This window comes from Tannerella sp. (genome assembly GCF_030528505.1).
In the GTDB taxonomy this organism is placed as follows: domain Bacteria; phylum Bacteroidota; class Bacteroidia; order Bacteroidales; family Tannerellaceae; genus Tannerella.
On the sequence record NZ_JAUMYS010000084.1, the window covers coordinates 1 to 12,116 of the forward strand.

A 12,116-nucleotide genomic window follows, 5' to 3' on the forward strand; every position below is an offset into this window, starting at 1 on the left:
GATAATGAACCGAGTTGTATAGTAATGAATAAAAAAGAAAGTGCATCGTGCATTATGACACACCGCCTTCTTTGTACCCAGACCCGGGGTCGAACCGGGATGGATGTTACTCCACTGGTGTTTGAGACCAGCGCGTCTACCGATTCCGCCATCTGGGCATTTGCAGGTGCAAAGGTAGGAAATATTTTTTGAAAAAATGAAATTCATGAAGAAAAAAAGGTCGTAAAACCGGGCATAGGTCCGACAGCCTCGACATTCTCCGATATTTTATCCATATATTTATAAGAAGATCAGCAGCTTTTCTAAATGCTGTAATCGCTGCTGCTGTCAAAGATATTTCCCGACAAATGCACTAACCCGTTGGGTATATTCCTCGCGGTTGTCTCGATAAGAGACGGCATGGGCGGCGCCGGGTACGATCCACAGCTCTTTATCGCCTTGTTTTTTCGCTTCGTAGAGTGTATAAACCATCCACGTGGGCACATAATCGTCCGCGTCGCCGTGGATAAAGAAGATCGGGTGTCGGCTTTTTTCGATCTGTTTCAGTGCGGAGGCTTCGCGGAAGTCCCACCCGTAACGCCATTTACACAGCAGGCTCGTCGCATATAACAAAGGCATTTCGGGCAGTCCGAAACCGACCTTCAATTCTTTCGAAAATTCGTCCCAGACGCTCGTATATCCGCAATCTTCAACAAAACAGCGCACGTAGTCGGGTTGCGGATCACCGGCCATCATCATCGCCGTTGCAGCTCCCATTGAGATGCCGTGCACAACGATCTGTGCCGAGTCTCCGAACGTGGAATGCGCTGCTTCCGCCCAACGCATCACGTCGTGCCTGTCGAGCCATCCCATACGGATATGCTCTCCTTCGCTTTCTCCTCCGCCGTATAAATCGGGCAACAGGATATTGAAGCCAAGGTCGTGATGATAAAGATAGCCGATCATCAACATCCGCACGGAACTATCGGTGTATCCGTGAACGATCAACGCAGTGCGCCGGGTCGGTTCGGGCGCTTGCGCATAAAGCGCATGAAGGCGGACCCCGTTGTGGAAGATAAACGTATCGCGCAAGGCGCCGGTCTGTTTCAGGCTGTCAGCCCAAGGTTTGATGAACGGATATTCGGTGAACATGTACGCATACGATCCCTCCGTATCTTTTCCCGAGTTATCGGACGGACGGAGCGAATAGCCGAGCATGTAAAAACTTCCTCCTGTAATTGCAGCGGATAGCAGGATCAGTATCCCGGACAAGAGATAAAGCGTACGTTTCATCACTCTTGATTTCAGTCTTTTCGCAGCGATTTCAGCAGCTTGATCTCCGCCGCATAGCCCTCTAATTCGTTCGGCGTTTCAAGGTTGAATGGCAAATCTCGCAGGGCCGGATGATTGATGATACGGGTGATCGCTTCGAGGCCGATATTGCCTTCTCCGATTTTGGCATGGCGGTCTTTGTGGCTGCCCATCGGGTTGAGGCTGTCGTTTAGGTGAATGGCGCGCAGTCTGTCCAGTCCGATGATTCGGTCGAATTCGTCTATCACCTCATCAAGCTGATGGATGATGTCGTATCCGCCGTCGAAAATGTGGCATGTGTCGAGACATACCCCCAAAAGATGCTCCAGTTCGACCCGGTCGATGATGGCGCGCAGCTCTTCGAACGACCGGCCTATTTCGCTTCCTTTGCCGGCCATCGTCTCCAGCAGGACGGTTGTACGTTGTTCCGGCTTCAGGATCCGGTTCAGCATCTCGACAATGTAGTCGATGCCGGTCTCTACGCCCTGTTTTACATGGCTTCCGGGATGGAAGTTGTAGAAGTTTCCGGGTACGTATTCCATCCGTCGCAGATCGTCGGCCATGGTTTCCGTGGCAAATTTTCGAATGCCGGCGTCGGCAGCGCAGGCATTCAGGGTATAGGGCGCGTGTGCCACGATGGAGGAAATATCGTGCTCCTGCGCCAATTTTAGGAAGGCTTCCACGTCTTTCTCGTCGATAGGTTTGGCCGTTCCTCCCCTCGGGTTACGGGTGAAAAACTGGAATGTATTGGCTCCGATACTTACGGCTTCTTTGCCCATGGCCAGAAATCCTTTGGAGGCCGATAAATGACAACCGATTCTAAACATGCTGTTTTTGTTCTTTTTAATGAATAAATTTTACGATTTCGCATGGCTCTGACGTGCCAAACGTTTTGACGGTCTGAAACCGTCCTTCATACTTATGGGAGATGAACCATACATATCGATGTATATTGTTGATGTAAAGTCCATTGTTTTGTGTCGGGTCGGAACGGAGTTGGGGCAATAGCAGATAGTCTATACCTCTTTCCACAAGGTAGCGATTCATCATATCCGGATCATAGATGCGCAGGGTAGCCTGATCAGTGTTTCGGCACTTCCGTATAAAATCTTCCAGGTCGTTTGTGTACGCCATCCCCGCATTGCTCAGCATTTCCGCAGTATGATCTTCTAAGCTGTCGGTCACCATATAAAGGCCCATCTGATTTACTTCTCTTCCACCGATATTTACAGGAACCATGGACGTTATGACGTATTGAAGCTGTTCTCCATATAGCGCTCGTTTATCGATGACAACGACAAACGGTGTTTTTCCATTATTTTTCAGATCCTCCAACGTGTCGAGCGGAACGGTCAATGTCGCCGGTAATCCTGTGAAATCACGGTCGGCATAAATTTTTGAGATCGACGCTTTGCGGCTGACGATAACGGCATCTTTCTCCAGATTGTGGGCTGCCCACTGGCTTGCCTTGATAAAATTTTGCCAGTCGGGCGTGAGGCCGTAAAGCGTTTCGCCAAGCATATTCTGTTGCAAGACGGGGATGTTACGCGCCACCCGATTCTTCGATATGATGAGTGTACCTCCGCATACGACAAGTAATAACACCGGGTAGATAAAGAAAAATTTCCTCAGCGGTTTAGACTGAAACAGGTAGCACAGTCCTCCGAGCAGGAACAGAAGGATCAACGGATAATAAATCATGATTAGTCGGTCTTGTCCCCAGATGATTTGGAGCAGTACGAAGCTCGCGAAGTTCATCACGCCGATGTAGATTCCCACGAAGAGTAGTGCCATGTTCCGTCTGAACACAACGACAAGTCCCGCAAAATAGAGCAGGTATATGATCACCGTGCGCCATACATCTGCTTCGGGCAGGTTGCTGGGTGTTTCGCGGACGAGTCCCATCATCTGACACAAGAAAGCGGAAAGGTAGATTTGCGAATTGATCAGAAAACGACTCATGAAACCGGCTAAATCTTCCATCCCTTGATTCGGAGCGTAGTAGTCTTTCGCTAAATAGTTCCGGATATCGTAAGCGCTACCGGCATCCGGCCAAACGATGGTCTTGAAGAGTTGGAACGCCGCGAAGACAAGCACAGCGGCAACAACCGTATACAGCAGGTCTTTCCACCGTAGCTTTACCATAAAAAAGAGAGCCACAGCCCCAATAACAGCATATCCGATGCTGCGTGTAAGCCCCATACACAAAGCCAGCACACCGAGGATAAGATATTTTTTCCAGTCTGTTTTCAGCGTGTAGGACGCATCGCTGTTACGCAGAAAATAATTGGAAAAAAAGTAGAGAAAAAGTGCTTGAGTCAGCATAAACATCGGTTCGCTGTACGTATGGCTTGCATAGAAGAAGACGAACGAGCAAAGACTCGTAAGCAACAGAGCGGGCATCAGGACAACCGCCGGAACGATGCCCCGAAAACTTTTATACGTGAGCCAGAGTGAGAGCAGGATAAAAACGGCAGACAGCGATTTAAGCAGGATCAGCTTGATGCCGAACACCCCGACGAACGGAGACAGAACAATCGGATACAGCGGTCCGCGGAATCCCGGAAATCGGAAGTCTCGCCAGAAATTTTGGGCGTTTACGATATAGTCGCAGTCGTCGCCGCTGAGGCTGACTTTGATATCGAACAGCAGGATGCTCAGCAACGCACCCAAAATCATTGAAACGATAAAAAAGGTATGTTCGTGCCGTTCAAAAAAACGGTTGAGTCGGGTGTATGCTCCCTGAGTCGGACGAGGCTCGTGCGTCTTATTTTCGTGTTGGTGTGCCTTGGTCTGTTTGAGGCTTTTTTTTCTGTTCATCATTCAAGGTCTGAATAGTTTAAAATTGGCAAGTCGCATCTTTTGGAGGCGGTAAGCGAGCGATACGCCCAATACGCCCCAGCCATACGTGATGCTTCGCCGCAGGTTAATGGACGAAGCCTCCTCAAAGTATCTGGTCGGACAACTGACTTCGCCAATGCTGAAACCCTGATAGAAAATCTGAGCCAGCATCTGGTTGTCGAAAACAAAATCGTCCGAATTGTTCCTATACGGAATAGCCTGCAGTACTTCTTTCGTAAAAGCCCGGTAACCCGTATGATATTCGCTCAGTTTCTGTCCCATCAGCAAGTTTTGCGTGAGGGTCAGAAAGCGGTTGGCCACGTATTTATAAACCGGCATTCCGCCCGCAAGAGCGCCTTTTCCGAGGATACGCGAAGCAATGACGACGGGATACAGTCCGTTGGCAATCATGAAACAGATGGACGTCAGCAGAAGCGGCGTGTACTGGTAATCAGGGTGCAGCATCACCACGATATCGGAACCGATCTCAAGCGCTTTATCGTAACACGTTTTCTGATTGCCTCCGTAGCCTTTGTTTTTTTCGTGTTTGATGACGTGTCGTATACCTAACTCGCGAGCCACCTCGGACGTACGATCCGAGCTGGCGTCATCGACCAACACCACGTGATCGACAATATCGAAAGGGATTTCTGCATAGGTTTGTCGTAACGTTTGTTCGGCATTATAGGCCGGCATGACTACGGTTATAACTTTTCCTCGTATCATTTGTTTTTTTAATAGCGGATGCAAAATTACGATTTTACGACGGAAAAACAGTGATGCTTCCTATGAAAATCTGTTTTTTCCATGTATTTTTGCAGAGTTTTAAAGGATGGAGACGAAAACAGAGCACAAGAACAAAGGCGCGAAAAAATGGCTGAGAGGCATTGCCTGGCTGTTGCTGACCCCCGTATTGCTGGTGTCGATTATCTCGTTGCTCTTGTATGTTCCTGCTGTTCAAAACTTCGCCTTGAAGCATGTAACGCAGTACGCTTCCGATGCGCTGGGGATGAAGATCGGAGTAGGTCGTATCTTGCTGTCGTATCCATTGAATCTGACACTACAAAAGGTTTCGGTACAAGATGCATCGCAAGACACGTTGTTGTCTGTCGGTGAAGTGTCCGTAAAAATTCGTCCGTTGCCATTGCTCGATAAGGAAGTATGGGTGTCGTCTGTATTGATAACGGATGTATCCGTCCGTACGAAACAATGGTTCGAAGGCATGCACCTTGAAGGGCGTATCGGCCAGCTTATGACCTATGGGGGACGGGTATATCTGTCGAAAGAAAAAGCTATGTTAAGCCAGCTTTCAATTGCTGATGCCGACATAACGTTGCAAATCGACTCCCTTTTATCGTCACCGGATACGACCGAGACGCAAATCAATTGGACCATTCTGGCTAACCGCCTTCGTCTCCGACAGATTGCGTTTCGGTTACGGATGCCGGCAGATTCCCTCCGTTTAGAGACCACCATCGGAGAAGCGATACTCACAGAGGGCAACGTCGATTTGGGAGAAGGACAGTATGTGCTGGCGAAGCTGGATTTGTCGGATGGATTCGTCGCTTACGATGCCAATGACCAGCCGCCTGCCGAAGGGTTAGATCCGTCTCATTTGGTTCTTTCTCAAATCAATCTGGAACTGGATTCGGTCTTTTACCGCGAGCAGGATATTCGGGCACATATCCGGGCTTGCTCGATGAACGAGCGTTCGGGCTTACTGGTCACCTCGTTTACAGGCAAGCTACGGAGCGACAGCCACGCATTGTCCGTCCCATATTGCGAATTACGGCTGCCTCGTTCGCTGGTGGAACTGCGGGCGATGGTACCGTGGAACTCCCTGTCGAAAGAGCCACGGGGAAGTTTGCAGGCCGAACTTACGGCATCGGTCGATCTGCGAGACGTGTCCACCGTGATGGGCCAGGAGGCCGCTTTCCTCAAAGGGAAATATCCCGACACCCTTCTGACTTTTCAAGGGCTTGTCGAAGGAAATATGCAAAGGCTTCATATCCGTCAGTTCCAAGGCGCTTTGCCCGGAGCGTTCCGGCTGGACGCGCACGGTATGGCAGAACGACTGAACGATGAGGTGCATCGTTCGGGAGAGCTTTCTCTGATGATGCAGTTGCAAAACAGTCGACTCCTGAAACCATGGATGCCTGCTTTATCGGGCGGGCGCATCAGGATTCCCGACAGTTTGAGACTGGAGATGGATGCGACATTGGCTCGTGGGGTTTATCAGACCGACATGTTGCTCTCCGAGAGGCAAGGGCAGCTTCGTTTTTCGGGGAGCTATCATGCTTCTCGGAAAGAATATACCGCCGATTTAATGATTGACAGCCTGAATCTGATCCGTTTTCTCCCTCAGGATTCGATCTTTCGGGTGACGGCTTCGTTACGCGCCGAGGGAAAAGGAACGGACTTTTTTTCGAAAGCGACCCGTCTTGCATTCGATGGAGAGTTGAAGGAATTGCAATATAAAGATCGGTACATTTCAGGTGTTTCGGTAGAAGGTACTTACCGCAATCATCAGGCAAATGCTCAGTTGAAAAGTGTATATCCGTATCTAAAAGGCTCGGTCACACTCGACGGGAATGTACGTAAAGACAAAATCGCCGGGATGTTGATTGTCGACATGGATACATTGGATTTGTACGGACTGAACGTAACGGAAAAACCGCTATCCAATTCGTTTCAACTTTTCTCGGAAATAGATACAGACTTAAAGAAACGCCATCGGCTGGACTTGACCCTCGGTAACTGGGAAATGGCGATGGAGAAACAGAAGGTGAGGCCGAAAACGATGACGCTTCATGCGGCATGCAACGAAGATACGACACGCGTCTCGTTTCATGCGGGCGATCTTGGCGTGGTGTTGACGGGGAATACCGACTTGGAAACCCTTATCGCCAAACTGACCGATGTGGCGGATGATTTCCAGAAGCAAATAAAGAAAGATACCGTCGCGCATTTGCAGCATCTGACGCCCTTGTTGCCCGAACTTGATTTACACGTAGAGGCAGGACATGATAACCCGTTGCAAAATTATCTGCAGGAGAATGACCTTTCTTTCGACCGTTTTTTGTTCCGTGCTTCGACATCCCCGCAGGAGGGGCTTAATGCAAACGGATTGTTGCTTTCGCTCATGAAAGACACGATCAAAGTCGATACGGTACGTCTGAATATTTGGCAAGACTCCATCGACGGTCTACGTTACACTTGCGATGTGACGAAAAACAGATTTCGGCGGCAGGAACCGTTTACGGCGGGTGTACGAGGCGGACTTCAAACAGGAACGGCTGATATTGAAGCGTATTACCGGAATGTTCGCGGAGAGACGGGGCTTCGATTAGGAGCCCGTGCTACCAAGCAACCCGAAGGCTTCCGTCTCGAATTCTTCCCCGAAAATCCTATACTCGCTTTCATGCCGTTTACGCTCAACAAGGAGAATTACATGGAGATACGCAATCTGAAAGATATATCGGCCAATCTGAAACTAACCGGTGAGGAGAATGCGTCCCTGTGGATTCATTCCATGGAAACCGGCGGAAAGATGGACGAATTATCGGTCGAAATCAGCCAGATCAATTTGGAAAAAGTATCTCATTTTGCCGGTATTCCAGTTATGGGGGGACTGGCTAACGTGGCACTACGTTATGTGCCGATGGAGAAATCGTTTATGGTTGCGGCCGATGCCAGTGTCGACGACTTCGTTTATCAGGGAGGGAGCATGGGGGAGCTGTTGTTGAGCGGCGTGTATCTTCCGCTCGACAAAGACAAGCACCAGTTTGATGCGCACTTCTTCCATAATCAGGCCGAGATTGCCAGAGTCTCGGCTCTTTATCACCCTGTAAAAAACCATCAGGTCAACGGAACGATGACCTTCGACCGCATGCCGCTGAAAATGCTGAATCCTTTTCTGGGCGAAACAGCGCGTATGCGGGGATGGCTGAACGGCCGAATGACTTTGGCGGGAACAAATAAAAGACCTTTATGGAACGGTCATTTGCAATTGGATTCGGCGTTTGCGTATGTGACGGCAGCCGGAACGGAATTGCGTTTCGATGAGGGCAAGGTAGAGGTGAAAAACAGTAAAGTGCGCTTTAGTAAATACGCGATTTATACGAATGGAAACAATCCGTTTGTCATGAACGGAATCGTTGATATCAGCCGTCCGATGCACGAAACGGTCGATCTGCGGATGACTGCCAATAATATGCAGTTGCTCGACGCTCGCAAGGCGCCAGGAAGCATGATTTACGGTAAGATGCTTGTCGATCTGAATGCCACCTTGAAAGGACCGTTGCGTACTATGTACATGCGAGGAAACCTGCATGTGCTCGGCAGCACGAACCTGACATATGTAGTTCCGGAGTCGAAACTGGAGAGTCGCGACAATTTTGCCGATCTGGTTACGTTTACGTATTTCTCCGATACGATACCCAAGCGTCGTCGTTGGGGCGAGACCTTGCACACGACCGAGACGGTTCAGTCGCTCGCGTCGGTGGGGGGAATGGATATGCTCATGACGATTCGTATCGATCCGGTTGTTCGTCTGAAGATCGATATGGGCGGCGAGCAATCGAACCGCATCGAACTTAAAGGAGGCGGTGATTTGTCGTTCCAGTACACTTCGCTGGGCGATATGAGGTTGAACGGACGATATAATATATCGGACGGGCTGGTTCGATACAGTATTCCAGTCATCCCGCTGACCGATTTTACGATTCGCGACGGCAGTTATGTCGAATGGCGAGGCAATCCGATGAATCCGTTCTTGAACTTGACGGCATCGAGTCGATTGCGTTCGTCGGTGAATCTGGACGGTCAGTCGCAGATGGTCGATTTCGATGCCGGCATTCAGGTTCGGCAGGAGCTCGATAAGATGGCATTAAAATTTATTCTGGAGGCACCGAACAACGGAACGGTACAAAACCAACTGGCTGCGATGGGAGAGGAGGAACGCAGCAAGCAGGCGATCAGTCTTTTGGTGACGGGTGTTTATCTGGCCAGTGACGGTACAGGAACAGAGCGAATGGATGTTGGGGCTGCCTTGAGCAGTTTGTTGCAGCGCGAGATCAACAATATGTTGGGCAGTCTGCTGGGAGAAGTGCCTTTTTCTTTCGACGTAAATACGTATGACGGTACCGACGGAAAAGGCCGAAGAATTGATTATCTCGGACGTTTTTATAAAGGTTTTATGAACGACCGTCTGTACACGACGCTGGGTATGCGGTTCTCAACGAACGATCCGGTGACCGGAAACCGATTTTATATCGATGAAGCTTCCGTCGAATATCGGCTGGATACTGAAGGTTCCCGATTTATTCGCGTGTTTAGCCAGAAGGATTATGAGAACTTGTTTGAGGGAGAAATCCGGAAGAATGGGGTAGAGATGATTTTCCGTCGCAAGACGAGACGGTTCAAGGATCTGTTTGATTTCCGCAAACAACCGGCCATTCGCAGGGAAGATGATCCGGACAGGAACGAACCGGAGAGCGATTCGGAAGAGCGATGGGAAGATGAACAGGAAAAAAATGAATAGTAGAATCAGGATAGGAATCGCAGGCCTTCTTCTGGGGGGATTATGTGCGTGTTCAACCACGAAGAATTTGCCGAAGGGGGAAGTGTTATATACGGGGATCGAACGGATAACGGTAACTGACCGGGAACATGCCCGTGAAGCCGATGAGGTATTGGGTAAGGTAGAGGAAGCGCTCGCATATCCGCCCAACAATGCGTTGCTGGGCAGTTCGTCGACACGTACCCCGTTTCCGCTGGGGCTCTGGATGTATAATGCGCATGTGAACAAGAAAGGAGCGTTTCACGAATGGATGTTTCGCTGGCTGGCGGCAAAACCGGTCTTTATCTCGACGGTTGCGCCGGCTACGCGAGCACGTGTGGCGCAGAATCTGTTGCGCGAAAACGGATATTTTACGGGAACGGCATCGTATGAGATCGTACCGAATAAAAAAGATTCTCTCAAGGCTGGTGTGCATTATGAAATTACCCTCAACGAACCGTATACGCTCGATTCAATCGTTTACCGGCGCATGCAAAACCGGGGAGATACGTTGCTGAAGCTGAAGGACGCCGAGCGACTCCTGCATAAGGGCGACCGTTTCAGTGTCGAGATGCTCGAAGCCGAGCGTCAGCGTATTGCTACGATTATGCGCAACAACGGATATTATTTCTTCCGTCCGGAGTATATCATCTATCAGGCGGATTCGTCGTTGCGGGAGAAGAAGGTCGATTTGCGTGTCGGGCTGAAACAGGGGCTGCCGGAAACACTGCTGCGACCATGGTATATCGGAGACATCTCCATTTACTTGAGCGGCTACGATAACGAGCCGCCTACCGATAGCCTGTCTTATAAAGAACTCACGATTTATTACGAGAACAAGCTGCGCGTGAAGCCTTCGGTGCTTTACAAACAACTGCAAGTCGTACAGGGTGATCTTTACTCGCTCGAGAAACAGAGCGAGACACAACTTGCCCTGAACAGGCTTGGTATTTTCCGTTATACCGATATGCAATATGTGCCGGCCGATTCGTCTCATACATCCGATACGATGAATGTGCGTATCAATACGTCATACGATTATCCGTTCAACAGTCGTTTTGAAATCAAGGCGACAATGAACGATAACAACTACGCTGGCCCGGGCATTGTGCTCGGCGTCACACGTCGCAACATGTTCGGTGGCGGGGAGACGCTGACGGCTTCGGTATTCGGGTCGTACGAGTGGCAGACCGGCGCTCGTGCAGCCGGCCATACGGGGGTTATCAACAACTACGAATTGGGAGCAAAGGGCTCGTTGACGTTTCCACGCCTCGTGCTGCCGCGTTTCGGAGTAGGAGTGTACGACTTCTCTGCTTCTACACGTATTGACATGCAGGTTTCGCAACTGAACCGGGCGCACTTCTTCCGGCAGCTCGTTTTCGGAGGAAGTCTTGCCTATGAGTTTGTGCCGAATCCGATACGTCGCCATACCTTTACTCCTGTCCGGCTGACATTCTCTCGTTTGCTCAATACGACTCAGCGTTTTGACAGCATTGTCTCTCTCAACCCTTCGGTGCGCCAGAGTTTGCAGGATCAGTTTATTCCTGCCATCGAATATTCGTATACGCTCGATAACTCTTCCGTGCGCGAAGAACGAAGTAAAACGTGGTGGCGTTTCTCCGTCTCGGAGGCCGGCAACTTGCTTTCCGGCGCCTACGCCTTGTTCGGACGCAAGTTCAACGACGAAAAAAGGTTGCTGGGCAATCCGTTCTCTCAATTTCTGAAGGTAACGACCGAACTTCGCTACAATCATTATATCAACCGTAATCACCGCCTTGCTTTCCGTGCAGGCGGAGGCGTGATTTACAGTTACGGCAACACGATGCAGGCGCCGTATAGCGAGCAGTTTTACGTTGGCGGAGCAAACAGCATCCGGGCCTTTACGATTCGCAGCGTAGGTCCCGGACGTTTTGCCCCCGACCGCGACAATCCGTACGCTTATATCGACCAAATCGGTGATATCAAATTGGAGGCGAATGCCGAATACCGCTTCCGACTCGTCGGTGACCTCGACGGAGCGCTCTTCCTCGACATGGGTAATGTTTGGCTGATGCGCAACGATAAAGAACGTCCAGGCGGTCAGCTCAAATGGAAGCACTTCTTCAACGATATCGCGACCGGTACCGGTGTTGGTTTCCGTTACAACATGGGCGTGCTCGTTTTCCGCTTCGATATCGGTTATGCACTGCATTTCCCTTATTCGACCAACCGCCGCGGATATTTGAATGCTCCCTCCCTCAGAGATGCGCTCGGTTTCCATCTGGCGCTCGGCTATCCTTTCTGATCGTCTCCGCTTTTCACCCGAAAATAAGAACCCTCCAAACGGTCATCAAGTTTATAGTATGCCTGACCGAAGAGAATCCGATAGGCATAAGTTTCGGTTCCGATGCTTATCGGATTTTTTTCTATGCCTATCGGATTTTTT

At 50.0% G+C, this 12,116-nt stretch carries 6 protein-coding genes and 1 tRNA gene; 2 read left to right on the plus strand and 5 right to left on the minus strand.

The window, feature by feature from the left end:
- Nucleotides 1–74: 74 nt before the first annotated feature.
- The 5 genes from Q4A89_RS10825 to Q4A89_RS10845 form a co-directional block, all read right to left on the minus strand.
- Nucleotides 75–158 (minus strand) — tRNA-Leu (locus tag Q4A89_RS10825).
- A 169-nt stretch (nt 159–327) separates the two neighbouring features.
- Nucleotides 328–1,272 carry an alpha/beta hydrolase gene (locus Q4A89_RS10830; protein WP_303185485.1) on the minus strand — a complete coding sequence of 315 codons (945 nt, stop codon included), beginning with the start codon at nt 1,270–1,272 and terminating at the stop codon, nt 328–330.
- 11 nt (nt 1,273–1,283) lie between these two features.
- Nucleotides 1,284–2,117: a deoxyribonuclease IV gene (locus tag Q4A89_RS10835; RefSeq protein WP_303185486.1), complete on the minus strand. Its 834-nt coding sequence runs from the start codon at nt 2,115–2,117 to the stop codon at nt 1,284–1,286.
- 16 nt (nt 2,118–2,133) lie between these two features.
- The gene (locus Q4A89_RS10840) at nt 2,134–4,113 is read right to left on the minus strand and encodes a glycosyltransferase family 39 protein (RefSeq protein ID WP_303185487.1); all 1,980 of its coding nucleotides are present in this window, start codon (nt 4,111–4,113) and stop codon (nt 2,134–2,136) included.
- A complete protein-coding gene (locus Q4A89_RS10845) occupies nt 4,114–4,857 on the minus strand; it encodes a glycosyltransferase family 2 protein (protein WP_303185488.1) in 744 nt (247 codons plus the stop codon).
- 106 nt (nt 4,858–4,963) lie between these two features.
- On the opposite strand from Q4A89_RS10845, the gene Q4A89_RS10850 reads away from it, so the two are divergent.
- Together Q4A89_RS10850 and Q4A89_RS10855 are read left to right on the plus strand one after the other, a co-directional pair.
- Entirely contained in the window at nt 4,964–9,673 is a 4,710-nt protein-coding gene (locus Q4A89_RS10850; protein ID WP_303185489.1) for a translocation/assembly module TamB domain-containing protein, read from the plus strand.
- Nucleotides 9,666–11,975 (plus strand): BamA/TamA family outer membrane protein, encoded by a 2,310-nt coding sequence (locus tag Q4A89_RS10855; RefSeq protein ID WP_303185490.1) that lies wholly within the window; start codon nt 9,666–9,668, stop codon nt 11,973–11,975. The genes Q4A89_RS10850 and Q4A89_RS10855 overlap by 8 nt, the downstream gene beginning before the upstream one ends.
- Nucleotides 11,976–12,116: the final 141 nt, after the last annotated feature.

Coding starts and splice junctions, on each gene's coding strand:
- Q4A89_RS10850 (WP_303185489.1), top strand. CDS start 4,964: ATGGAGACGAAAACAGAGCACAAGAACAAAGGCGCGAAAAAATGGCTG.
- Q4A89_RS10840 (WP_303185487.1), bottom strand. CDS start 4,113: ATGATGAACAGAAAAAAAAGCCTCAAACAGACCAAGGCACACCAACAC.
- Q4A89_RS10835 (WP_303185486.1), bottom strand. CDS start 2,117: ATGTTTAGAATCGGTTGTCATTTATCGGCCTCCAAAGGATTTCTGGCC.
- Q4A89_RS10830 (WP_303185485.1), bottom strand. CDS start 1,272: ATGAAACGTACGCTTTATCTCTTGTCCGGGATACTGATCCTGCTATCC.
- Q4A89_RS10845 (WP_303185488.1), bottom strand. CDS start 4,857: ATGATACGAGGAAAAGTTATAACCGTAGTCATGCCGGCCTATAATGCC.
- Q4A89_RS10855 (WP_303185490.1), top strand. CDS start 9,666: ATGAATAGTAGAATCAGGATAGGAATCGCAGGCCTTCTTCTGGGGGGA.